This is a genomic window from Sphingomonas endophytica (assembly GCF_001476895.1).
GTDB lineage: Bacteria > Pseudomonadota > Alphaproteobacteria > Sphingomonadales > Sphingomonadaceae > Sphingomonas > Sphingomonas endophytica_A.
Window position 1 is genome coordinate 1 of sequence record NZ_LDTB01000014.1, and the last position, 22,820, is coordinate 22,820.

Sequence of the window (22,820 nt, forward strand, 5' to 3'; positions counted from 1 at the left end):
GGATTGCTTCACTGCGCTCGCAATGACGGGGGGAGGCGGACCCCACACCCCCGCCCGAATGTTGAGTCACCGCGCTACCGTCTCAACATTCGCAACATTCGCGCGCGCCCCGCTCTCCCGTGTTCCGGCGAACGCCGGAACCCAGAGTCAAGCAAAACAAGGCCTTGTGGCAGCAATCGCCGCCACGTCACGCCGCTTGTCGCGTGCGACCGGAATGTTGAGTCACCCCGCCAGCGTCTCAACATTCACAACATTCGCGCGCCCGCGAGAACCCCGCTAAAGCCCCGCCGCCATGATCCGCATCACCGACCTCAAACTGCCGCTCCATCATGCCGACGAGGCGTTGCCCGCCGCGATCGTCAAGCGGCTGCGCATCACCCCGCGCGACCTGATTCGGTTCGCGGTCGCGCGGCGCGGCAACGACGCGCGCGAACATGGCCGGATCCAGCTGGTCTATACCGTCGACGTCGCGGTGAAGAACGAGGGCACGGTGCTCGCCCGTAACCGCCGCGATCGCGACGTGTCGCTCACCCCCGACACCCGCTACCGCGCGCCGGCCCCGGCGAAGGACGGCGCGCCGCGCCCGGTGGTGATCGGGGCGGGGCCATGCGGGCTGTTCGCGGCGCTCATCCTCGCGCAGGCCGGCTATCGCCCGATCATCCTGGAGCGCGGCAAGGTGGTGCGCGAACGGACCAAGGACACCTGGGGCCTGTGGCGGCGCAGCGTCCTGAACCCCGAATCGAACGTCCAGTACGGGGAGGGCGGGGCGGGGACCTTCTCCGACGGCAAGCTCTACAGCCGCATCAAGGACCCGCGGCACCTGAACCGCAAGGTCCTGACCGAATTCGTCAAGGCCGGCGCGCCCGAGGATATCCTGACCGAGGCGCATCCGCATATCGGCACCTTCCGCCTCGTCACGATGGTCGAGAGCATGCGCGCGACGATCGAGGAACTCGGCGGCGAATATCGCTTCTCGACCCGCGTCGACGGCTTCGACATCGATACCGGCGGGGGGCAGCGGCGGATGCGCGGGCTGCACCTGAACGACGGCGGCTATCTGGAGGCCGAGCATGTCGTGATGGCGATCGGCCACAGCGCGCGCGACACCTTCGCGCTGCTGCTCGATGCCGGCGTCCATGCCGAGGCCAAGCCCTTCTCGATCGGCGTCCGTATCGAACATCCGCAAAGCTGGATCGACCGCGCGCGCTTCGGCCCCGATGCCGGGCATCCCATCCTCGGCGCGGCCGAATATCACATCTCGCACCACTGCTCGAACGGGCGGACGGTCTACAGCTTCTGCATGTGCCCCGGCGGGACGGTCGTTGCCGCGACCAGCGAGGAAGGGCGCGTCGCCACCAACGGCATGAGCCAATACTCACGTAACGAGCGCAACGCCAATTCCGGCTTCGTCGTCGCGATCGACCCCGAACGCGACTTCCCCGGCGATGCGCTGGCGGGGCTCGCGCTGCAACGCCATTGGGAGGCGAAGGCGTTCGTCGCCGGCGGCTCCAACTATCACGCGCCCGCGCAGCGCGTCGGCGATTTCCTGGCGGGCCGCGCCTCGACCACGCTGGGCAGCGTCGTGCCCTCCTATCGTCCTGGCGTGACCCCGACCGACCTGTCGGAATGCTTGCCAGACTTCGCGATTGCGGCGATGCGTGAAGCGATCCCGGTCTTCGGGCGTCAGATCAAGGGGTACGACCATCCCGACGTCGTCATGACGGGGGTGGAGACGCGCACGTCGTCGCCGGTCCGCTTCACGCGCGGCGAGGATCTGCAGAGTCTCAACACGCGCGGCTTGTTCCCGGCGGGCGAGGGGGCGGGCTATGCCGGCGGCATCCTGTCGGCGGCGGTCGACGGCATCCGCGTCGCCGAAGCGGTCGCCGCGCGCATCGCCGCGTCATGACGCTGATCCTGTTCAACAAACCCTATGACGTGCTGAGCCAGTTCACCGATCGCGGCTCGCCGACGACGCGCGCTACCTTGTCGGATTTCATCGACGTGCCCGGCGTCTATCCGGCGGGGCGCCTCGACCGCGACAGCGAGGGGTTGCTGCTGCTGACCGACGACGGGCGGCTCCAGGCGCGGATCGCAGATCCGAAGTTCAAACTGCCCAAGACCTATTGGGTGCAGGTGGAGGGCGTGCCCGACGATGCCGCACTGACAGCGTTGCGTGACGGCGTGACGCTCAAGGACGGCCCGACCCGCCCTGCCGGGGTCGCGCGGCTGGACGCGCCCGCCATCTGGCCGCGCACGCCGCCGATCCGCTATCGCGCAAGCATCCCCGACACGTGGATCGCGCTGACGATCAGCGAAGGGCGCAACCGGCAGGTTCGCCGCATGACCGCCGCGGTCGGCCACCCGACGCTGCGGCTGATCCGGTGGCGCATCGGCGACTGGACGCTGGGTGATCTTTCGCCGGGCGCGTGGCGGCGCGCATGAAGATCTTCTTCGACGGCGGCTATTCCCCGGCGGGCATGGAATATGCGCTGGTCGCGGGCGGGCGCACCTATATGCGCCGCGATCTCGGCGCGGGGACCAGCATGGAGGCGGAGTGGCATGCGTTGATCGCCGCGCTGTCGCTGGCGCTCGACCTCGGCCTGCCCGATGCGCTGCTGCTCGGCGATGCGGCGGCGGTGATCGCGCAGGCGCATGGCGCCATCCGCTGCCCGCCCGCCTGCCGCACGCTGTCCGACCATTTCCACGCCATGCCCCGGCCGCCACACCTGCGCATCCGCTACATCAAGCGCACGCAGAATCTGGCGGGTATCGCGCTGGAGGCGGTGCGGCGCTAGTGCTGCTCGCCGACGGCGCGGTCGCAGGTGAGGAACGCGACGAACTGGTTGGTGGAAGTCCGCAGCTCGCGTGCGCTGGTCGCCAGGTCGCCCGCGCTGGTGCGCACCGTCGCCGACAGCGTCGATGCCTTGCCGATCGTGTCGACCAGCGTGTCGACGCCCTGGCCGATCACCTCGGCCATGCGGGTGGCATGAGTCGCGCCGGTATCGACCTCCAGCGCGGTCGTGCGCTGCCCGTCGACCGCGCTGGCGATCCCACGCGCCGCGCCCGACACTTCCTCGATCGCGTCGGTCACGCTGCGCAGCTTGACGCCGGTGTCGGCCACCCCCTCGCGGATCGCCGTCACCAGGGCGCCGATCCGGTCGCTGGCGCGCGTCGTGTCGGCGGACAGCGCCTTCACTTCGCCCGCGACCACCGCAAAGCCGCGTCCTGCCTCGCCCGCGCGCGCCGCCTCGATGGTGGCGTTCAGCGCCAGCAGGTTGGTCTGCGACGCGATGCGGCGAATTTCGTCGAGAAAGCCGTCGATCTGCACCGCCTGTTCCTCCAGCATCGCGGCCGTCTGCACGCTGCGCTGCGCGGCGGTCTGCGCGCCGTCGGTCAGTGTCGACTGGCGGGAGGCCGCGACCGCGATCGTCTGGATCGAGCGCGACAGGTCGCGGATCGAGGCGGCGACCTGCGCGATCCCGGCCGCCGCCTCGTTCGCGCCGGTCGCGGTCGATTGCACCTCGATCCGCGCGCGCACCGTGCCGCCTTCCAGATTGATCGCGGCCTGTTCCAGCCGCTCGCTGGCCTGCGCGATGCCGCACACGATCGACGTGACCGAGCGCTCGAACTCGCGCGCCAGCATCGTCAACTCGCCGCGCCGTTCGCGCGCCGCCTGATCGGCCTGTTCCTGCCGCCGGCGCCGCTCGTGCGCGGCTTCCTGCTCGGCGGCACGCGCCTTCTCCATCGCGCGCTCGGTGCTGCGGCGTCCTTCCTCGGCCTGGGCGGTCAGCTCGTTGGCCTGCTCCAGCGCGCGCTGCTGGGCGGCGAACAGCCGTTCCAGCATGATCGTCAGCACGGTCAGCGCGCCGAACTGCAATCCGACCGCGACGACGTGAAACACCACCCGGCCCAGATTGCCGCTGCCGGTGAACACCCATTCCGGCACGAACCATTGCAGCAGCAGATGGTGGATCGCGGTCAGCACCGTGGCCAGCGCGATCGGCCGCCAGTCGGCCAGCACCAGCAGCGCCGCCATCGTGACGAAGAAATACATGTGCGCGTCCATCTGCCACGCATGACCGTGCAGCAGGAACACCAGCAGCGCCGGAATGACCGTCGCGGGCACGCCCATCAGCGTGCGCGCGGTGGCATCGTACCGCCCCGCCATCGCCATGGCGGTCGGGCCGATGTTCATGGCGATACCGATCAGCAGCAGCGGGACGACCGCGCCTTGTGCCAGCATAAGGTTGCCGATCAGCAACAAGGTCAGCGACACCCACCCGGCCCATGCCCAGCCGCGCACGCCATTGCTGCGCATCCGGTCGAGCGGCGTGACCGGCGCGTTCATACGGTCACCGCGTGGCTGTCGTCGCCACAGCCGCCGGGCGGGGCGGCAAGCAGCAGCATGTCCCATGAATGGGTCCGCGTCGCGATCCGATCCCGCTGGCCCATGACGATCCACGATCCCGGCAGCGGTCCGCGCCCCAGCAGCGCCGCCCCCGCCGACAAGGCCAGTTGCGCGGCCGCGTCGGCCTGGCGATCGAACACGGGTATCAACAGAATGCGCCCCTGCGCAGGAGGATACACGCTCATCCCGCCCAGCGCGACGACGCCGATAACGGTCTGCGAGATCAGCAACATCCGGTTCGAGAGGTTCGCCATGCCGTCTGGCAGTAAGAAAAAACCCTTAACGGCTCGTGTTGAACGATAAGGAAAAATCCATCTGAAGCTATTGCTCCGGGTCGGGGGCGGCCAAGCGCGCGAACGCCCCTGCATGATGGGCCGCGCCGCGCACGCCGCACGGCATCAAACCGCCCTGGATCGGCACCGCCATCAGATAGTCGCCAGCATAGGGGGACGCGAAGTTGCGGGCATAATCCGCGTCGAACCCGAACCGCGCATAATAATCCGGATCGCCCAGTACGAAGCAGAGCACGATCCGCTCCGCCTCCAGCCGCTCGATCCCGGCATGGATCAGCGCCTCGGCGACACCCTGCCGCCGATAATCCTGCGCGACCGCCACGGGAGCCAGCGCGACCGCCGCGACGGCCTTGCCGCCGACGTCCACCTGCATACGGCTGAACGCCACCATCCCAGCCAGCGCGCCGCTCTCCTCGTCGACCGCGACCATCACCAGCACGATGTCGCCGTCGATCGACAGGTGCCGGACCAGATCGGCTTCGTCGGCGCGCGGAAAGACGGTGCGCAGCAGCGCGTCGATCGCCGCGACGTCCGGCCCCTGCGCCGGGCGGATCGCGATCGTCGTCACGCCATCACGCGGCGCAGCAGCAGGCTGGCGGCGAAGCCCAGCGTGACGCCCGCCACCATCGCCAGCCAGTAACGGTGGAGGTCGTTGCCGATGTTGGCCGCGGCGGACATGATCGTGGTCATCGTCACCAGTTCGGCGATCTCTCGGTTGCTCCGTGCACGGCCGACGCCGACGGCCCGGGCGCCGATCAGGGTCACGGCGAAGAGCAGGCCGATCGCGACCGGAATGCGGATCGCCGACAACAACTCCACCATCACCGCCTCCGCTTCTTACGCCAGTGCGATGTCCGGCGCGTCCTCCGCCTTCATGCCGATCACGTTATAGCCGGCGTCGACATGGTGGATCTCCCCCGTCACGCCGCTAGCCAGATCGGACAGCATATAGAGGCCCGCGCCGCCGACGTCCTCAATCGTCACGGTGCGGCGCAGCGGCGAATTCAGCTCGTTCCACTTCAGGATGTAGTTGAAGTCGCCGATGCCGCGCGCCGCCAGCGTCTGGATCGGCCCGGCCGAGATCGCGTTGATGCGGATATTGTCGGGGCCCAGGTCGACCGCCAGATACTTCACGCTGGTCTCCAGCGCCGCCTTCGCCACTCCCATGACGTTGTAATGCGGGATGACCTTCTCCGCGCCGTAATAGGTCAGCGTCAGGATCGAGCCGCCCTCCGGCATCATCGCCCGCGCACGCTGCGCCACCGCGACCAGCGAATAGGCGGAAATGTTCATCGTCATCAGGAAGTTGTCGAGCGTCGTGTCGTAATAACGCCCGCGCAACTGCGACTTGTCCGAAAAGCCGATCGCATGGACGACGAAGTCGATCGTCGGCCATTCCTGCGCCAGCGCGGCGAAGGTGGCGTCCAGCGCGTCCATGTCGGACACGTCGCAGTCGAACAGCCGGGCGACGCCCAGTTGTTCGGCCAGCGGGCGCACACGTTTCTCCATCGCCGCGCCCTGATAGGAAAAGGCCAGATCCGCGCCCGCCTCGCTCAGCTTCTTGGCGATGCCCCACGCGAGCGACTTGTCGTTGGCCAGCCCCATGATGAGCCCGCGCTTGCCCGCCATCAATCCGTTCACGCGTGTACCTGCTTCATAATTATTCACCCTGTCGCGGTCCCCTCTACAACCGCTTCGGGGGGCTCCGCCAGTGCCGCGTTGACATGGGCGCCGAACACGAGTCCCAATCCGATCAGATAGAAGAATAGCAGCATCACGACCACACCCGCCAGGCTGCCGTACGTGAGGTCATAGCCGCCCAGTTGCGACAGCGCCCAGGGCAGACCTGCGGTCATGCTGACCCACCATACGGTCGTGAACAGCGCGCCAGGCCATTTTAGCGCGTCGCTGCGCCGGTATTTACCGGGCGTCACCGAGTAGAACAGCATGTAGAGCGCGCCGAACATGATGACGGCGGGTACCAGCCGCGCGATGTTCAGCCATTCCGCGACATGCTGCGCGAACGGCAGCAGACGATAGATGAACTGTTCGGCGGCGGTCAGCAGTCCCTGGACCAGAAACGCGAACAGCGCGATCACCACCGAGGCGATGATCGCGAAACTCAGCCCCAGCCGCGCGCGCCAGAGCGATTGCGACGATCGCGTGCCATAGGCGCGGCGAAAGATGTCGCGGATCGTCTCGGCGAAACTGCCGACCGTCCAGAGTCCGACCAGCGCGCCGAACCATAATAATGGTCCGGTCCGCGCCTGCAGGACGTTGGCGATCGGCGTGCGCAGCACCTCCGCCACGTCACGGGGAAGGACCGACAGGAAACTGGCGACCCCGTGCTGCACCTCGTTGCTCTGTCCGAAGATCGACGCGACGGCAGCGGCGACGATGAAGAACGGAAACACCGTCATCAGCGCTAGATAGGCCAGGTTGCCGGCGTGGATGAAGCCGTCCGTCCATACACCGACCGCCGCGCGCTTCAGAATTTCCCAAGCGTACAGGCCGGGGCGCAGCCGGGCGAGCTGGCGGTCCAGCCGTCGCCGCGCAGCACCGTGGCTGCGCCCGCGATCCTCAGGTGTCAGCGATAGCGGGGCGTCGGTCACGCACCCTCAGACGCCCATCGCCGCGCGCGGGTTCCCGCCGCCGTTCCAGTCGGCGACGAACGCCCTCAACGCCGCATCGTCGGCGGGCACATCGACGATCAACGTCACCAGCTGATCCCCGCGCTCGCCATTCTTGCGATGAAAGCCTTTCCCTTTCAAACGCAGGGTCTTGCCCGATGTTGCGCCCGCCGGCACGCCGACCATCACCGGGTTTTCGACCGTCGGGCACTTCACCTTGCCGCCCTCCACCGCTTCCTTCAGCGTGATCGGCAGGTCGACGCGCACATCGTCGCCGTCGCGCGTGAAGAAGCGGTGCGGCTGGATCTCGATCGTCACGATCGCGTCGCCGTTGCCGCCCGGCCCGGCGTCGCCCTTGCCCGCCAGCCGCATCTGCGTGCCGGTCTCGACTCCGGCCGGCAGCTTCAGGTCGATCGTGCTGCCGCTGGCCAGCGTCACCCGCTGCGGCGCAAGCGTCGCGGCGTCGGTGAAGGGGACGCGTAAGGAATAGGCGACGTTGCCGCCCTTCGCCGGCGGCGGCCGCCGTCCGAATCCGCTGGCGAAGCCGCCGCCGGCGTTGCCGCCGCGCGCGCGTCCGCCGCCGAACAGCCCCTCGAAAATGTCGCTCATGTCGGGGCCGCCCGCGCCGCCGCCACCCATGTCGAAGCCCTCGGCGCGGAAGCCGCCGGCCCCCGGCTGCCCGCGCCCGCCGGTGCCGAAGCCGAACGGCGCGGCCGGATTGCCGTCGCCGTCGATCTCGCCGCGGTCGAAGCGCGCGCGCTTGTCCTTGTCGGTCAGCAGGTCATAGGCACCGGTCACCTGCCCGAACCGCTCCGCCGCCTTGGGATTGTCGCGGTTGCGATCGGGATGCAGCTCTTTCGCGAGCTTGCGATACGCTTTCTTGATGTCCGCCTCGCTGGCGCCGCGCGCCACGCCCAGCGTCGCATATGGATCGGCCATGTCGTCCCCGGTTGGTGTGTTAGTCGCCTATGTGGGACAGGAGTGCGCGAAGCGCAATCGTTACGCCGGCTCCATGACCGGCGCGACGTCGACGCTGACGTCCATCGCCTGCGCGCCCGACCCCAGTACCACGCCGTCGACCGGCGCGATCTCCGCATAGTCGCGCCCGATCGCGACCACGATGTGGTCGCCCGCCATCCAGATGCCGTTGGTCGGATCGACCCCGACCCAGCCGCGCGTCGGCCCGCACCAGAGCAGGACCCAGGCATGGGTGGCGTCGGCGCCGACCAGCCGCTCCTGCCCGGGCGGCGGGATGGTGCGGATATAACCTGAGGCGTAGGCGGCCGGCAGCCCGGCGGCGCGCAACCCCGTCAGCATGATCTGCGCGAAATCCTGACACACCCCGCGCCGTTTCAGGAACGCCTCGTGCGGCGGCGTGTCCACGAAGGTCGCGCTGGTATCGAAGGCGAAGTCGTGCTGGATGCGGCGAGCCAGCGCGATCCCGGCCTCCAGCGCGTTGCGGTCCGGCGACAGGTCCGGCGCGCAATATGCCGCAATCGCGCGGTCCAGCGGGATCAGCGGCGAGGGATAGAGATACGCCGCCGGCCCCGCCGCCGACAGGTCGTTCGACGCGCGCGCCAGCGCCGCGATCTCGCCCAGCGTCGGGTCGTCGGCGGCAGGCACGGGGACCAGCCGGTCGACCGTCAGCCGCGCCACGCTCTCGATCGTCAACTGCCGCACCGGCTCGTCGACGATCAGCCGGGTGACATGCGCCAGCCCCGCCTCGGCATGGGCGACGGTGGTGCGGCCCGATGGCGCAACGTGCAGCGCATATTCCTCGATATGCTGGCCCGGCCAGTCGATCGGCCTCAGCCGCAAATTGCAGCGCGCGAACTTGACCGCATTGCCATAATCGAAACGGGTGATGTGGCGGATGTCGTAGCGCATCGGTCAGCAGTTCCCACCTTTCGCGTGCGCCCTCACGCCAGCGTCAACCCGCTCGCCCGCAGCGGTTCCGCCCCTTGCAGGAAGTACCGACGCGCGATCGCCTCCGACAGCCGGAACAGCCGCCGCTCCACCTCCGACAGCGTCTCGGGATCCAGCAGCGCTGCCTGAGCGGGTGCGACCAACGCGTACAATTCCGTCGCCTCGATCTGCTGCGGCTCCGCCATCCCGTCGTCGCCCAGCACCGGCAGTGCGTCCAGATGCTCGCGAATTCGCTCGACCTGGAACGCCAGCGCGCGCGGGTTGCCGGGGTCGAGCACGGTCAGGTCGATCACCGGCACGCGCGCGATCCCGGTCAGGTAGCGCTGGCGATAACTGATCTGGCTGTCGGCGAGGTCGAGCAGCGTCGACAGGTCGTCGCTCGACGCGCCCACCATCCCGAACACCCGTGCCGCGCGCGTGATCGCGCGCGCGCGCTCGACGCGACGGCCCAGATCGTGGAATCGCCACGCGGCGGTGCGCCCCATATGCTCCGCCGACAGCCCGGCAATCGCGGCATAGCGGCGCTGGAGCGAGCCGGCGCGGTCCAGCATGCCGCGATGCGTGGGGAAGGGGGCGTCGAGCAACCGCACCATGTCCACCGACAGCCGGTCGCGCGATCCACCTGCGATCCGCTGTGCGTGGGTGTTGATCGCGGCGACCGACTGATAGCCGTCGCGCGCCTCCATCGCGATGCGGGCGAAGGCGATCAGGTCGGGACGGCGCAGGCTGGCCGGGGCGGGTGCCGCGCCGGCCTCGACGATCTCGGCGACCAGCCGGCCGGCTGTCGCATCGTCCGGCCCGGCGCTGGCGTCGGCGTCGATCGAACTGCCCAGCATCGTGCGGATCATCCCCAGCAACGCCTCGCCGCGTTCCAGATAACGGCCCAGCCAGAAGAAATTGTCCGCGACCCGGCTCGGCAAGGTGCCCGGATTGCGCCGGATATGCAGCGAGTCGGGGGCGGGGAGCAGCGATACCTGCGCGACCGGCTCCGCGCCGTGGACGCACACGTCGGCGGACCATGTGCCCTCACCCATCACCGCCGCGCGCGGGTCGGGATGCTCGCCGATCCGCGCGAACCCGCCCGGCAGCACCTGCCACCGCCCCAGGCCATCGCGCGCCGCGAAGACGCGCAGCGTGAACGGGCGTGGTTCGATCGCGTCGCCGATCACCACCGGCATCGTCGATAGCCGCACCACCTCCTGTCCGACATAATCCTGCGGGCGGCGGGTCATGTCGTCGAGCAGCGCGGCACGCTGTTCGCGCGTCAGCTCCGCCCCCGATACCGCGCCGTCGCCGGGCAGTCCCAGCGTGCGCGCGCCGAACGCCGACGACAGCAGCATCGAATCGAGTTCGGCGGCGACATGTGCGGCCTCGCGCGGCTGCCCGCACCACCAGGTCGCGATGTTGGGCAGGATCAGGTCCGCCCCCGTCAGCCGGGTGGCCAGCTGCGGCAGGAACGCCCCGAACGCCGCGCTTTCCAGCACCCCCGCGCCGGGCGCATTGGCCAGCACCACATTGCCCTGCGCCCAGACGTCGATCAGCCCCGGCACACCGATGCGCGAGTGCGAATCGAACGCCAGCGGATCGAGCAGCCGCGGATCGAGCCGCCGCCACAGCGCATCGACGCGCTTCAGCCCGCCGATCGTGCGGACATACAGGCGATCCTCCAGCGCGGCGAGATCGTCGCCCTCGACCAGCAGCAGCCCCAGATAGCGCGCCAGATGTGCCTGTTCGGGATAGCTGGGATTGTAGCGCCCCGGCGTCAGCAGCCCGATGCGCGGATCGCTGCGGCGGCAGGCGGCGGCCAGCCCTTCGCGGAATGCGGCGAAGAACGGGGCATGGCGGCGGACGTTCAGCCGCCCCTGCAATCCGCCCAGCGTGCGGCTGACCGCCAGCCGGTTCTCCAGCGCATAGCCGGCGCCGGTCGGCGCGCGCAGCTGGTCGCCCAGCACGCGCCACTCGCCGGACGGGCTGCGCCCCAGGTCGATCGCGACGAAATGCAGATGGTGCCCGCCCGGCGGCGTCAACCCGACCAGCGGGCGCAGGTAGAAGGGGCTGCCGGTGACAAGCGTCGCCGGGATCAGCCCGCGCTCGACGAAGCGTGCCGGGCCGTACAGGTCCTTAAGGATCGTCTCGAACAGATCGGCGCGCTGGATGACGCCGCGCTCGATCGTCGCCCATTCGGCGGCGTCGATCAGCAGAGGGACCGGGCTGACCGGCCACGGCCGCTCGCTCTCCTCGCCGATGATGCGAAAGCCGGTGCCGATGTCGGCGGCGTGGCGCTGCACCCGCTCGCGCGCATGGCCCAGATCGTCGCCCGCGACCGCCGACAATTCCTCCAGCACCGCGATCCACGGCGCGGCGGCGGCGCTGCGCATCGTGTCCGATGGCGCAGCCGCGTAATCGTCGTACCGGCGGCGGGCGTGCGTGCCGGTGTCATGGGCGAAGTGCGTGGCCAGTGCGATTCCCTCGTCGCGAAGCGGGCGGACCGTAGTGGAGCACCTGGGTTAAGGAAACGGAATTCTGGGACGGGACGTTCCCCATCGCCGCGCCCTCATCGTCCGCGCCGGAACGACGCCCTGACGCGCGTCACGGCAGCAGGAACGTGCCCTCGATCGTCGTCACGCATTCCCCGCGCAGCACCACGCGCTCGCCGTCGAGGCGACACCCCAGCCGACCGCCGCGCGCACTCGCCTGATAGGAGGAGAAGCTGTCGCGCCCCAGCCGTTCCGCCCAATAAGGGACGACGACCGCGTGCGCGCCGCCGGTCACCGGATCCTCGGGGATGCCGAACGCCGGGGTGAAGGCGCGAACCACGATGTCGCTGGCGTCGCCCGGCGCGGTGACGATCACCAGCAGCCGTCCCTCGCGCTCGAGCGCGCGCTGGTCGGGCGCGCAGGCGCGGACGGCGGATTCGTCGGCCAGCACCGCGACCGCATAGCCGCCCTCGTGCCAGAGGGTCGCGACCGCCTCGACGCCCAGCGCCACCACGACACCCGGCAGCGGGCGCGGGGCGGGCGTCAGCGCGGGCAGCGCCAGTGCATAGCCGCCGCCGTCGCGCGCGACCTCCAGCACCCCGGACTGCCGCGTGCGGAAACGCACCCGCTCGCGATCCGGATCGGACGACAGCACGACATGCCCGCTCGCCAGCGTCGCGTGACCGCACAGCGCGATTTCCGATGCCGGCGTGAACCAGCGCAGCTCGTAATTCGCTGCCCCGCTCGCGTCCGGCACCAGGAACGCGGTTTCGGACAGGTTGTTCTCCTGCGCGATCGCCAGCAGCACCGCATCGTCCGGCCATGCCGACAGCGGCATGACGGCCGCCGGATTGCCCCCGAAGGCGCGGTCGGCGAAGGCATCGACCTGGGTGAAGGGGATGCGCATCGCGTCGCGTTCCTTACAGGCGCTTGGAGAACCAGTGCGGGGTCACGTCCGCCTCGACCAGCGGATTGTCGGTATCGACATGCCCTTCCGGATCGAGATGGATCAGCGTCTCGACGCGCGGGAAGGTGTCGCGCAGCGCGCGCTCGACCTGTTCGACGATGTCGTGCGCGGCGCGCACCGTCAGGTTCGCGTCGACCTCCATGTGGAACTGCGCGAAATCGTGGCTGCCGGCGCGGCGGGTGCGGAAATCGTGGATGCCCCGGATTCCCGGCTGGCGCGCGGCCACCTCCATGAAGGCGGCGCGCTGCGCCTCCGGCCATTCCTTGTCCATCAGCATGTCGATCGCCTGGCTCGACGCCTGGAATGCGCCCCACGCCAGCCATGCCGCGATCGCGATGCCGAACACCGGGTCCGCGCCGGAGATGCCCAGATACTGGTCGAGCACCAGCGCGGCGATGACCGCGACGTTCAGCAGCATGTCCGACTGATAATGGACGTTGTCGGCCATGATCGCGACCGATCCGGTCTGGCGGATGATGCTGCGCTGATAGGCCAGCAGCAGGAAGGTGGCGACCATCGCGGCGATCGACACGCCGATGCCCAGACCGGCATCTTCGTTGGCGACCGGGTCGGAGAAGCGCCGGATCGCCTGCACCGCGATGCCGATCGCCGATGCGGTGATCAGCACGACCTGGAACAGTGCGGCCAGCGCCTCCGCCTTGCCATGGCCGAAACGATGGTCGTGGTCGGCCGGCTCGGCGGCCAGCTTGACGCCGTACAGGGTGACGAGGCTGGCGAGCAAGTCCAGCCCGGTGTCGGCCAGGCTGCCCAGCATCGCGACCGACCCGGTGTGCCAGGCGGCATAGGCCTTCACCAGCAGCAGCGTGCACGCCATCGCCACGCTGGCCAGCGCGGCGCGCATCGCAAGCGGGATGATACGGCGGCGTTCGTCGCGGGTCATGGGAACAACAATCCTTCGGTCCAGCCGCGCGCGTCGTCGCGGACGAACAGGCGGCGCTCGTGCAGGCGATGCGCGCGGTCCTGCCAGAATTCGATTCGTTCGGGCGTGACGCGATAGCCGCCCCAATGCGGCGGGCGTGGCACGTCCTGCCCCTCGAACCGCGTCGTCATTTCCGCGAACCGCGCCTCGAAGGTCGCGCGTTCGTCCAGCGGACGCGACTGGTCCGACGCCCAGGCGCCGAGTTGCGAATCGCGCCCCCGGCTGGCGAAATAGGCGTCGCTCTCCGCGTCGGTGACGCGCGACACCGCGCCCTCGACACGAATCTGTCGCCGCAGCGATTTCCAGTGGAAGAGCAGCGCGGCATGGGGGTTGGCGGCCAGATCGTCGGCCTTGCGGCTACCGCGATTCGTGTAGAATACGAAGCCGTCCGGGCCATGCCCCTTCAGCAGCACCATCCGTACCGACGGCCGGCCGGCGGCATCCGCGGTGGCCAGCGCCATCGCATTGGAATCGTTCGGCTCGCTCTCACGCGCCGCCGCGAACCAGCGATCGAACAAGGCAAAGGGATCATCGGACATGGGCCGCCTTTACCGCCATCGCGCGAAAAGGTCATCAACGGCGTCACATGGGGGCATCGTGACGGAACCCACATCTTTTCAGCGGATTGAATCGGCTTCGTAACGGCGAGGCGGGTTCGATGGCGGCACGCGCATATTGGCAGGGGCAGATCCGGCTGGCGCTGGTGTCGATTCCGGTCGAAATCTATTCCGCGACCAAATCCGGCGCGCAGATCAGTTTCCACCAGATCCACGAACCCAGCGGGCAGCGGATCAAGTACGAGAAGGTCGCGCCCGGCGTCGGCCCAGTCGATGTCGATGAGATCGTGAAGGGGTTCGAGGTCGAGAAGGGCGAATATGTCCTGCTCGAACAAGACGAGATCGACGCGGTGAAGCTGGAATCGAAGAAGACTCTGGAACTGACCCAGTTCGTCGACGCGCATGAGATCGATGTTCTTTATTATGAGAAGCCGTACTTCGTGGTTCCGACCGACGATCTCGCCGAAGAAGCATTCATCGTCTTGCGTGAAGCACTTAAACGGACGAAGAAGGTCGGACTGGGACAGCTGGCGATGCGGGGGCGGGAATATGTCGTCAGCCTGAAGCCGTGCGGGCGCGGGATGGTGCTGGAGACGCTGCGCTACGCGGACGAGGTCAACAAGGCGCAGGGATATTTCCGTGACATTCCCGACGACAAGCCGGACGGCGAGTTGCTGGAACTGGCCGAGGCGCTGATCGAGAAGAAGGCCGCCGCCTTCGATCCGGCCGAGTTCCACGATCGCTATGTCGATGCGCTGAAGGGGCTGATCGAGCGCAAGCGCAAGGCGAAGGGCAAGAAGATCATCGAGGACAAGGGCGATAATGGCGGGCGCTCAGGGTCGAATGTGGTCGATTTGATGGCCGCTCTGAAGAAATCGATGGAGAAGCCCGGCGAGACCACGCCCGCCAAGAAGACACCGGCGAAAAAGGCGCCGGCGAAGCGCGCGCCGGCGAAGAAACGTGCCTGATCGCGACCCGCTGGAACGCTACAACGCCAAGCGCGACTTCACGCGCACGGCGGAGCCGGCGGGGACGCTGGCGGCGGGGCACGGGAACGGCTTCATCGTCCAGAAGCATGATGCGACCCGGCTGCACTGGGATTTTCGGCTGGAGGTGGACGGCGTCCTGAAAAGCTGGGCGGTGACGCGGGGGCCGAGCCTGGACCCCGACGAGAAGCGGCTGGCGGTGCGGACCGAGGATCATCCTTTGTCCTACGCCACGTTCGAGGGGACGATCCCGGCGGGTGAATATGGCGGCGGGACGGTGATGCTCTGGGATCGCGGGACCTGGTCGCCGGTCAAGGGCAAGAGCGCGGCCGATATCGAGAAGGGCCATCTGCATTTCGTGCTGGATGGCGAGCGGATGAAGGGCGAGTGGCTGCTGATCCGCCTGCGCCCGCGGGGAAAGGAGAAGCGCGAGAACTGGCTGCTGCGCAAGATCGCCGATGCGGAGGCGGGGGGCACGGACGTGCTGGTCGAGACCGCGTTGACGAGCGTGGCGACCGGGCGGACGATGCAGGAGATCGCGGAGGGGAAGAAGGTGTCCCGCAAGGCTGTCGCCCCGGCGAAGGCCGGGGCCCAGTTGGGGGACGCTGGCGATGAAGGCGAAACGGGCCGTAGCTGGACCCCGGCCTCCGCCGGGGTGACGAAGAAGAAGAAGAGCGGCAGGGCGGCGAAGGCACCCCCCTTCGAGCCGCCGCAACTCTGCACGCTGGTCGATCACGTTCCCACCGGCTCGGACTGGCTCCACGAGGTCAAGTACGACGGTTATCGCGCGCTGGTCGCGGTCGGTGGCGGGACGGCGAAGGTCTTCACCCGCAGCGGGCTGGACTGGACCGACAAGTTTCCCGGCATCGCGGAGGCCGCCGCCGCGTTGCCCGCGACGAGCGCGCTGGTCGATGGCGAGATCGTCGCGTTCAAGGACGGGCGGCCCGACTTTTCGACGCTGAAGGACGCGATCGGCGCGGGCGGCGACATGACGCTGTTCGCGTTCGATCTGCTGGAAGTGGACGGCGAGGATCTACGCGCCCTGCCCAACGTCACGCGCAAGGAACGGCTGCGCGCGCTGGTCGGCGCGGGCGAGGAGCGGCTGCGCTTCGCCGAGCATGTCATCGGGTCGGGCGAAGAGCTGTTCGAGACGATGTGCCGCGAAGGTTATGAGGGCGTCGTCTCCAAGCGTGCCGACGCACCCTATCGCGGCAAGCGGACGTCGGCGTGGCTGAAGATCAAGTGCATCCGGCGGCAGGAGTTCGTCATCGTCGGCTGGCTGCCGTCCACCAAGTCGCGCGGGCTGCGCTCGCTGCTGCTGGGCGTGCATGACGGCGACACGTTGCGCTATGCGGGCAAGGTCGGGACCGGGTTCGACGCGGCGACGATCGACGAGCTGCGCACGCGGCTCGACCGGCTCGCGCGCAAGACCCCGACCGTGGACGCGCCGCGCGCGGCGGTGAAGGGCGCGCACTGGGTGACGCCGAAACTGGTCGCCGAGGTCGCCTTCGCCGAGACGACCCCCGATGGCGTGCTGCGCCATTCGAGTTTCATCGGGTTGCGCGGCGACAAGCCGGCGCGCGAGGTGGTCGCCGAACGGGCCGCCCCCGTGCCGGCGCCCACGACGGTGAAGGTGACGAACCGCGAGCGCGTGATCTTCCCCGACAGCGACATCACCAAGGGCCAGCTTGCGGATTATTATGCGACGATGGCCGGCGTGATGCTGCCATGGGCGGGGCATCGCCCGATCAGCCTGGTCCGCTGCCCGCAAGGCCGCGCGCGCGCGTGCTTCTTTCAGAAGCATGACGCCGGATCCTTCGGTGACGCGGTCCATCAGGTGCCGATCCGCGAGAAGGACGGATCGACCGAGAATTATCTGTACGTCGACGATACCGCCGGACTGGTCACGTGCGTGCAGATGGGAACGATCGAGTTCCACGGCTGGGGATCGCGCGTCGATGCGCTGGAAACGCCCGACCGGATGGTGTTCGACCTGGACCCGGACGAAGGGCTGGGGTTCGAGGAGACGAAGCGCGCGGCGGTGTATCTGAAGGAGCAGCTCGCCGAACTGGGGCTGATCAGTTTCGCGCTGCTGTCAGGGGGCAAGGGCGTGCATGTCGTCGTGCCGCTGACTCCCGATGCCGAGTGGCCGCGTGTCAAGGATTTCGCCGATCGCTTCGCGCGCGCGCTGGCGCAGGCCGAGCCGGAGCGGTTCGTGGCGGTCGCGACCAAGGCGAAGCGCAAGGGCCGTATCTTCATCGACTATCTCCGCAACCAGCGCGGCGCGACCGCGATCATGCCCTATGCCGCCCGCGCACGCCCCGGCGCGCCGGTCGCCGCCCCGGTGTCGTGGAGCGAGTTGCGCGACCTCGACACCGCTGCGCGCTGGAGTGTCGGGGATATGGATGCGTTGCTCGAGCGGGCGAACGGCCGCGCACTGGCGGGATGGGGCGTCGCCGATCAGCTGTTGCCGGATTTCTGAGCGAGGCGTCAGGCCAACCTTATCGTCCGACCCTCACGCGCGGAGCGATAGATCGCCTCGATGATCCGCATGTCGCGCAGCCCTTCCTCGCCCGAGACGATCGGGGTGCCGCCGTCCTGCACGCAGGCGCTGAGATGGTCGAGCTGCCCGGCGAACTGCGTCTTTCCTGGTCCCGGCGGGGGTGACACCTCCTGCTCGCGCCCGTCGCGGCCGGTCCACAGCCTGTTCCCCTCGTAGCGGGTCGCCGGCTCCAGCTCGACACGCCCCCTGGTCCCCATCAACAGGATGCGATTCTGGTTCGCCGAGTACATCGACTGACACCCTGCGATCGCCCCCGAGGGGAATTCCAGTGTCCAGTCGATCATGTCCTCGACCTCGCGGAAGCGCGGGTCGGTACGGTCCGTGGATTCGCGCGCGGTCACGGCGATCGGCTCCTCGCCCGTCATGTAGCGCGCTGCCTGAAGGCTGTAGATGCCCATGTCCATCAACGACCCGCCGCCCGACAGCGCGCGCTTCAGCCGCCATGCTGTCGGGTCGCCGGCGTTGAAGCCATGTTCGGAGCGGACGTAGCGGATCTTGCCCGTGTCGGCGCTCTTCGCCAGCCGCATGGCGGCAATGTTGGTCGCCTCGAAATGGCAGCGATACCCGATCATCAGTTTGCGGTTCGCCGCCTTGCACGCGGCGATCATCGCCTCGCATTCGGCGACCGAGATCGCCATCGGCTTCTCGCACATCACATGTTTGCCGGCCCTGGCCGCGCGGATCGTATATTCCGCATGCATCGAGTTGGGGAGGCATACATAGACGATGTCCACGTCCGGATTGTCGCGGATGCGGTCGAAATCGTCGTAGGAATAGATGGCGTCGGCGCCCAGCCCGTGTTCGTCCGCGACCTTCTTCGCCTTCGCGGGGTCGCCGCTGACCACCGCCGCCAGCCGGCTGCGGGTGCAGTTCTTGAATTCGGGGATGATCCGCCCGAGCCCGTACCCGCCCAGCCCGACGATCGCATAGCCGAGCGTGCGTCCCCGTCCCTGCGCGCAGGCGCTTCCCGCCGCCAGCAGCGGTGCGGCCGCGATGAGCGTGCGGCGTTCGATCTCCATCCTCACCTCCCTGTTCTGTCGCGGCGAGGCTGCGGGCGCCCGCCCGCCATGTCAATGCGTGTTATTTCAATCGCATGGCCAGGCCGGCCACGACCAGATCGACGCGGTCCACGGTCGCGGCGACCCGTTGGTTGACCCGGCCCGCCACGTCGCGGAAGCGCCGCGCCAGCGCGTTGTCGGGGACGATGCCCCAGCCGACCTCGTTGGATACCAGCACGATGCGACCGCCGGCGCCGGCCAGTGCACCGACGAGCGCATCGGTCGCCGCTTCCACATCGGCATCCGACAGCAACAGGTTCGACGTCCAGAGCGTCAGGCAGTCGACCAGCACCATCGCACCGCCCGCCGTGGCGATCGCCTCCGGCAGCGCGACGGGCGCCTCGACGGTTCGCCATTCCGGTCCACGATCGGCGCGATGGTGCGCGATCCGTTCCGCCATCTCGGCGTCGAACGCCTGCGCCGTCGCGATGAAGACGCGCGGCCCGGCGACCGTCTCGGCCAGCACCTGCGCATGACGGCTCTTGCCCGAGCGTGCACCGCCCAGCACCAGCCGCGTGCGCCATCCGTCGTCGCCCGTCATCCTGTCCCTTGCCTGTCCGCGCGCGATTGTCGAAGGAGGCGGTCCTTGCCCCAAGTCGAGCCCGATGTCGCGCGATCTTACCTTCCACGGCGGCCGTATCGAGGATGCCGCGCGCCTGTACCCCCAGGCGCCGCGCCCGTGGCTGGACCTGTCGACCGGCATCAATCCGCATGGCTGGACGCCGGGCGTACCGCTGGCGATCGATCAGCGGCGCCTGCCGTCCGGCGACGCGCTGGCGGCGCTGGAGGCGGCGGCGCGCGGCGCGTTCGGCTTTGCGGGCGCGCTGGCGGCGGTGCCGGGGAGCGAACCGGCGCTGCGGCTGCTCGCGACGATCGACCGGCCGCGCCCGTGGCATGTCGTGACACCCTGCTATCGCACGCATCACGATGTCCTGCCGGGCGCGACGCCTGTTCCGGCGGCGGACATCGGTGCGGCGGCGCGGACGGGCGGCACGCTGCTGCTTGCCAATCCCAACAATCCCGACGGCCGGCTGATCGCGCCGGAGGCTCTGCTGGCGCTGGCACGCGACGCCGGCACGCGTGGCGGGATGCTGATCGTCGACGAAGCCTTTGCGGACGCGGTCGCCGGGGCGAGCGTCTTGCCGCTGCTGCGTGACGACGATCCGGTCGTGGTGCTGCGCTCGTTCGGTAAATTCTATGGGCTGGCGGGGGTGCGGCTTGGTTTCGTCTGCGGCGCACGCGCGGTGGTGGCGCGCGTGGCGACGATGCTGGGCGGATGGCCGATCTCGTCGACCGCGCTGGCCTATGGCACGGCGGCCTATCGCGATGTCGGATGGGCGGCGCGGATGCGCGTGCGGCTGGCAACGGAGGCGGTGGCGCTGGACGACATGCTCGCGGCATGTGGGCTGGTCGCGACGGGCGCGTGCCCGCTGTTCCGGTTGGTGGAAAGCGACGGGGCGGGCGACGTGTTCGAGGCGCTGGCGGCGCGCGGGATCCTGACGCGTCCGTTCGACGGCCATCCGCGATGGCTGCGCTTCGGCTTGCCGGGTGAGGGGACGGATCGCCTGGCGGCGGCGCTGTCGCCGTTAGCGCGACGGCGGGAAGCTGGCTCATCCGAGGGACGCGTCTCCCTCGATAGCCCTCCGCGCGGGTTCGGACAGAGTGGCTGATCCGGTAGCCCTTGCCGCACTGGCGGTCGATGCGGCGGTCGGCTGGCCGGCGTGGCTCTACGCGCGGGTCGGCCATCCCGTCGGCGGGATCGCCCGCCTCATCGGCGCGCTGGAGGCGCGCTGGAATCGCCCGCGCCGTCCCCGCCGCCTGCTGGGCGTCGCGACAATCGCCATCGTCGTCGCCGTTACCGCCGGCATCGCGGCCCTTGTCGAACATCTCGCCCGCGTCATCGGCTTCGGCTGGCCGGTCGTCGCGCTGCTCGCCTGGCCGGCGATGGCGCAGCGCAGCCTCTTCGATCACGTCCGCCCGGTGGCGGCGGCGCTTGCCGCATGTGACCTTCCCGCCGCTCGGCGCGCGGTCGGGATGATCGTCGGGCGCGATACCGCCGCCCTGGACGAGGCCGGTGTCGCCCGTGCGGCGATCGAGAGCCTGGCCGAGAGTTTCTGCGACGGCGTCGCCGCGCCGCTGTTCTGGCTGCTGGTCGGCGGGCTGCCCGGTGTGTGGGCCTATAAGGCGATCAACACCGCCGACAGTCTGATCGGGCATCGCGAGGCGCGGTGGCGGGCATTCGGCTGGGCCGCGGCGCGGCTCGACGATCTCGCCAACCTCATTCCCGCGCGGGTCGGGGCGGTGCTGATCTGCATCGCGGGTGGCGGCGGATGGCGCATCATGTGGCGCGACGCGCGCCGGCACGCCTCGCCCAACGCCGGCTGGACCGAGGCGGCGATGGCCGGCGCGCTGGGGCTGCGGCTCGCCGGGCCGGTCGCCTATGACGGCGTGCTCGCCAACAAGCCGTGGATTGGCGAGGGGCGGTCCGAGCCGGGCGCACCCGACATCCGGCGCGCGCTGGCGGTGTACGTGCGGGCGTGCGCCCTGCTCTGGATCGTGGCAGGGGCGGTCGCATGGGCGCGCTGATGATACAGGGGACCGGCTCGGACGTCGGCAAGTCGGTGCTGGTGGCGGGGCTGTGCCGTGCGTTCGCCAACCGCGGCCTGACCGTCCGGCCGTTCAAGCCGCAGAACATGTCGACCAACGCCGCCGTCACCGCCGATGGCGGAGAGATCGGGCGCGCGCAGGCGACGCAGGCGATCGCCGCGCGCGTCGCGCCGCACGTCGATATGAATCCGGTATTGCTGAAGCCGCAGGGCGATCGCACCTCGCAACTGGTGGTGCGCGGGCGCGTGCGCGGTACGCTGGCGGCGGCGAACTGGCGCGAGGGGCGGGCGGGGCTGCTGGCCGAGGTGCTGGAGAGTTTCGAGCGGCTCCGCGCGCAGGCCGATCTGGTTCTGGTGGAGGGCGCGGGCTCGCCGGCCGAGATCAACCTGCGCGACGGCGACATCGCCAACATGGGCTTCGCGCGCGCCGCCGGCGTGCCGGTGGTGCTGGTCGGCGATATCGATCGCGGCGGGGTGATCGCGTCGCTGGTCGGCACGCGCGCGGTGCTCGCGCCCGACGATGCGGCGATGATCCACGGCTTCGTGGTCAATCGCTTTCGCGGCGACCCGGCGCTGTTCGAGGACGGCTATCGCGCGATCGCGGAGCGGACCGGGTGGCGCGGGTTCGGGGTGGTGCCGTGGCTGACGGCGGCGGCGCGGCTGCCGAGCGAGGATGCCGTCGTGCTTCAGCAGCCGGCATCCGCCACGTCGGGACGGGTGCTGGTCGCCTGTCCGATCACGCGCCACATCGCCAATTTCGACGATCTGGATCCGCTCAAGCTCGAACCCGGTGTCGAGGTGGCGATGATCCCGCCGGGCAGGCCGATCCCGGCCGAGACGGCGTTGATCGTGCTGCCGGGTTCCAAGGCGACGATCGCCGACCTCGCCTTCGTGCGCGAACAGGGCTGGGACGTGGATATCCGTGCGCATCATCGTCGCGGCGGCGCGGTGCTGGGGCTGTGCGGCGGCTATCAGATGCTCGGACGGTCGGTGGCCGACCCGTCGGGGCTGGAGGGGCCGCCGGCGCGCGTCGAGGGGCTGGGTCTGCTCGACGTCGAGACGGTGCTGGGCGGCGACAAGCTGCTGCGCGACGTGCGCGGGACGGCGCGCGGGGCGCGGTTCGCCGGATACGAGATGCATCTCGGCGCCACGACCGGGCCGGATGCGGCGCGGATCGTGGTGCATTTCGACGACGGGCGCGTGGATGGCGCGACCAGCGCGGACGGCCTGGTCGCGGGCACCTATGTCCACGGTCTCTTCGCGCTCGCGGAGCAACGCAGCGCGTGGCTGGGCCGGGCGGCGCGCGGGCCCGATCATCACGCCGCGATCGATGCCGCGCTCGATGCGATCGCCGAGGCGCTGGAACGGCATATGGACCTCGACGCGCTGCTCGACCTCGCGCGCTGAGC

22 protein-coding genes are annotated in these 22,820 nt (G+C 69.4%); 8 read left to right on the forward strand and 14 right to left on the reverse strand.

Annotation, left to right across the window (positions count from 1 at the left end; all coding sequences use genetic code 11):
* Positions 1–292: 292 nt before the first annotated feature.
* Genes NS334_RS06315 through NS334_RS06325 form a run of 3 tightly spaced genes read left to right on the forward strand, consistent with a single transcriptional unit; the run spans position 293 to position 2,795 of the window.
* Entirely contained in the window at positions 293–1,906 is a 1,614-nt protein-coding gene (locus NS334_RS06315) for an NAD(P)/FAD-dependent oxidoreductase (protein WP_058755129.1), read from the forward strand.
* The gene (locus tag NS334_RS06320; protein WP_058755130.1) at positions 1,903–2,442 is read left to right on the forward strand and encodes an rRNA large subunit pseudouridine synthase E; all 540 of its coding nucleotides are present in this window, start codon (positions 1,903–1,905) and stop codon (positions 2,440–2,442) included. The genes NS334_RS06315 and NS334_RS06320 overlap by 4 nt, the downstream gene beginning before the upstream one ends.
* Complete coding sequence (locus tag NS334_RS06325; protein WP_193753019.1) at positions 2,439–2,795, forward strand: reverse transcriptase-like protein; 357 nt, start codon at positions 2,439–2,441, stop codon at positions 2,793–2,795. Before NS334_RS06320 ends, NS334_RS06325 begins: the two co-directional genes overlap by 4 nt.
* Here the strand turns inward: NS334_RS06325 and NS334_RS06330 are convergent.
* The 12 genes from NS334_RS06330 to pdxH all read right to left on the reverse strand — a co-directional run bounded on the left by NS334_RS06330 (position 2,792) and on the right by pdxH (position 14,180).
* Positions 2,792–4,348: a methyl-accepting chemotaxis protein gene (locus NS334_RS06330; protein WP_058755132.1), complete on the reverse strand. Its 1,557-nt coding sequence runs from the start codon at positions 4,346–4,348 to the stop codon at positions 2,792–2,794. The two genes, NS334_RS06325 and NS334_RS06330, sit on opposite strands and share 4 nt — an antisense overlap.
* Positions 4,345–4,662: a hypothetical protein gene (locus NS334_RS06335; RefSeq protein ID WP_058755133.1), complete on the reverse strand. Its 318-nt coding sequence runs from the start codon at positions 4,660–4,662 to the stop codon at positions 4,345–4,347. The genes NS334_RS06330 and NS334_RS06335 overlap by 4 nt, the downstream gene beginning before the upstream one ends.
* Before the next feature lie 67 nt (positions 4,663–4,729).
* Complete coding sequence (locus NS334_RS06340; RefSeq protein WP_241491831.1) at positions 4,730–5,269, reverse strand: GNAT family N-acetyltransferase; 540 nt, start codon at positions 5,267–5,269, stop codon at positions 4,730–4,732.
* Complete coding sequence (locus NS334_RS06345) at positions 5,266–5,523, reverse strand: hypothetical protein (protein ID WP_058755134.1); 258 nt, start codon at positions 5,521–5,523, stop codon at positions 5,266–5,268. Before NS334_RS06345 ends, NS334_RS06340 begins: the two co-directional genes overlap by 4 nt.
* Before the next feature lie 15 nt (positions 5,524–5,538).
* Positions 5,539–6,342 (reverse strand): enoyl-ACP reductase FabI, encoded by an 804-nt coding sequence (gene fabI / locus NS334_RS06350; protein ID WP_275044676.1) that lies wholly within the window; start codon positions 6,340–6,342, stop codon positions 5,539–5,541.
* 23 nt (positions 6,343–6,365) lie between these two features.
* Positions 6,366–7,313, reverse strand: a complete 948-nt coding sequence (locus tag NS334_RS06355; protein ID WP_058755136.1) for a YihY/virulence factor BrkB family protein — start codon at positions 7,311–7,313, stop codon at positions 6,366–6,368.
* A gap of 6 nt (positions 7,314–7,319) precedes the next feature.
* Positions 7,320–8,270: a DnaJ C-terminal domain-containing protein gene (locus NS334_RS06360; protein WP_058755137.1), complete on the reverse strand. Its 951-nt coding sequence runs from the start codon at positions 8,268–8,270 to the stop codon at positions 7,320–7,322.
* A 60-nt stretch (positions 8,271–8,330) separates the two neighbouring features.
* Positions 8,331–9,218, reverse strand: coding sequence for a transglutaminase family protein (locus NS334_RS06365; protein ID WP_058755138.1), 888 nt, complete (start codon positions 9,216–9,218; stop codon positions 8,331–8,333).
* 32 nt (positions 9,219–9,250) lie between these two features.
* A complete protein-coding gene (locus tag NS334_RS06370) occupies positions 9,251–11,635 on the reverse strand; it encodes a circularly permuted type 2 ATP-grasp protein (RefSeq protein WP_083500292.1) in 2,385 nt (794 codons plus the stop codon).
* 211 nt (positions 11,636–11,846) lie between these two features.
* Positions 11,847–12,641 (reverse strand): PhzF family phenazine biosynthesis protein, encoded by a 795-nt coding sequence (locus tag NS334_RS06375; RefSeq protein WP_058755140.1) that lies wholly within the window; start codon positions 12,639–12,641, stop codon positions 11,847–11,849.
* Between the two features lie 13 nt (positions 12,642–12,654).
* Positions 12,655–13,602, reverse strand: a complete 948-nt coding sequence (locus tag NS334_RS06380; protein WP_058755141.1) for a cation diffusion facilitator family transporter — start codon at positions 13,600–13,602, stop codon at positions 12,655–12,657.
* A complete protein-coding gene (pdxH, locus tag NS334_RS06385) occupies positions 13,599–14,180 on the reverse strand; it encodes a pyridoxamine 5'-phosphate oxidase (protein ID WP_058755142.1) in 582 nt (193 codons plus the stop codon). The genes NS334_RS06380 and pdxH overlap by 4 nt, the downstream gene beginning before the upstream one ends.
* A 119-nt stretch (positions 14,181–14,299) precedes the next feature.
* Here pdxH and NS334_RS06390 point away from each other — a divergent pair, with 119 nt between their 5' ends.
* Positions 14,300–15,166 (forward strand): Ku protein, encoded by an 867-nt coding sequence (locus NS334_RS06390; protein WP_058755197.1) that lies wholly within the window; start codon positions 14,300–14,302, stop codon positions 15,164–15,166.
* Entirely contained in the window at positions 15,159–17,666 is a 2,508-nt protein-coding gene (ligD, locus tag NS334_RS06395) for a DNA ligase D (RefSeq protein WP_058755143.1), read from the forward strand. The genes NS334_RS06390 and ligD overlap by 8 nt, the downstream gene beginning before the upstream one ends.
* Before the next feature lie 8 nt (positions 17,667–17,674).
* Here ligD and NS334_RS06400 read toward each other — a convergent pair whose 3' ends face one another.
* Together NS334_RS06400 and cobU are read right to left on the reverse strand one after the other, a co-directional pair.
* Positions 17,675–18,766 (reverse strand): Gfo/Idh/MocA family protein, encoded by a 1,092-nt coding sequence (locus tag NS334_RS06400; RefSeq protein WP_058755144.1) that lies wholly within the window; start codon positions 18,764–18,766, stop codon positions 17,675–17,677.
* Between the two features lie 61 nt (positions 18,767–18,827).
* Positions 18,828–19,346: a bifunctional adenosylcobinamide kinase/adenosylcobinamide-phosphate guanylyltransferase gene (cobU, locus tag NS334_RS06405; protein WP_058755145.1), complete on the reverse strand. Its 519-nt coding sequence runs from the start codon at positions 19,344–19,346 to the stop codon at positions 18,828–18,830.
* A 64-nt stretch (positions 19,347–19,410) separates the two neighbouring features.
* On the opposite strand from cobU, the gene NS334_RS06410 reads away from it, so the two are divergent.
* From NS334_RS06410 to NS334_RS06420, 3 genes are read left to right on the forward strand one after another with little or no spacing between them, the layout of a single operon-like run.
* The gene (locus NS334_RS06410; RefSeq protein ID WP_083500293.1) at positions 19,411–20,475 is read left to right on the forward strand and encodes an aminotransferase class I/II-fold pyridoxal phosphate-dependent enzyme; all 1,065 of its coding nucleotides are present in this window, start codon (positions 19,411–19,413) and stop codon (positions 20,473–20,475) included.
* Complete coding sequence (cbiB, locus tag NS334_RS06415) at positions 20,468–21,391, forward strand: adenosylcobinamide-phosphate synthase CbiB (protein ID WP_058755146.1); 924 nt, start codon at positions 20,468–20,470, stop codon at positions 21,389–21,391. Before NS334_RS06410 ends, cbiB begins: the two co-directional genes overlap by 8 nt.
* Positions 21,379–22,818, forward strand: a complete 1,440-nt coding sequence (locus tag NS334_RS06420; RefSeq protein WP_058755147.1) for a cobyric acid synthase — start codon at positions 21,379–21,381, stop codon at positions 22,816–22,818. Before cbiB ends, NS334_RS06420 begins: the two co-directional genes overlap by 13 nt.
* The last annotated feature ends 2 nt before the right edge of the window (positions 22,819–22,820 follow it).

Bases quoted from the DNA above. Each gene is read 5' to 3' on its own strand.
- NS334_RS06315 (WP_058755129.1), top strand. From the start codon at position 293: ATGATCCGCATCACCGACCTCAAACTGCCGCTCCATCATGCCGACGAG.
- NS334_RS06320 (WP_058755130.1), top strand. From the start codon at position 1,903: ATGACGCTGATCCTGTTCAACAAACCCTATGACGTGCTGAGCCAGTTC.
- NS334_RS06325 (WP_193753019.1), top strand. From the start codon at position 2,439: ATGAAGATCTTCTTCGACGGCGGCTATTCCCCGGCGGGCATGGAATAT.
- NS334_RS06330 (WP_058755132.1), bottom strand. From the start codon at position 4,348: ATGAACGCGCCGGTCACGCCGCTCGACCGGATGCGCAGCAATGGCGTG.
- NS334_RS06335 (WP_058755133.1), bottom strand. From the start codon at position 4,662: ATGGCGAACCTCTCGAACCGGATGTTGCTGATCTCGCAGACCGTTATC.
- NS334_RS06345 (WP_058755134.1), bottom strand. From the start codon at position 5,523: ATGGTGGAGTTGTTGTCGGCGATCCGCATTCCGGTCGCGATCGGCCTG.
- NS334_RS06360 (WP_058755137.1), bottom strand. From the start codon at position 8,270: ATGGCCGATCCATATGCGACGCTGGGCGTGGCGCGCGGCGCCAGCGAG.
- NS334_RS06365 (WP_058755138.1), bottom strand. From the start codon at position 9,218: ATGCGCTACGACATCCGCCACATCACCCGTTTCGATTATGGCAATGCG.
- NS334_RS06370 (WP_083500292.1), bottom strand. From the start codon at position 11,635: ATGCGCAGCGCCGCCGCCGCGCCGTGGATCGCGGTGCTGGAGGAATTG.
- NS334_RS06375 (WP_058755140.1), bottom strand. From the start codon at position 12,641: ATGCGCATCCCCTTCACCCAGGTCGATGCCTTCGCCGACCGCGCCTTC.
- NS334_RS06380 (WP_058755141.1), bottom strand. From the start codon at position 13,602: ATGACCCGCGACGAACGCCGCCGTATCATCCCGCTTGCGATGCGCGCC.
- pdxH (WP_058755142.1), bottom strand. From the start codon at position 14,180: ATGTCCGATGATCCCTTTGCCTTGTTCGATCGCTGGTTCGCGGCGGCG.
- NS334_RS06390 (WP_058755197.1), top strand. From the start codon at position 14,300: ATGGCGGCACGCGCATATTGGCAGGGGCAGATCCGGCTGGCGCTGGTG.
- NS334_RS06400 (WP_058755144.1), bottom strand. From the start codon at position 18,766: ATGGAGATCGAACGCCGCACGCTCATCGCGGCCGCACCGCTGCTGGCG.
- cobU (WP_058755145.1), bottom strand. From the start codon at position 19,346: ATGACGGGCGACGACGGATGGCGCACGCGGCTGGTGCTGGGCGGTGCA.
- NS334_RS06410 (WP_083500293.1), top strand. From the start codon at position 19,411: ATGTCGCGCGATCTTACCTTCCACGGCGGCCGTATCGAGGATGCCGCG.
- NS334_RS06420 (WP_058755147.1), top strand. From the start codon at position 21,379: ATGGGCGCGCTGATGATACAGGGGACCGGCTCGGACGTCGGCAAGTCG.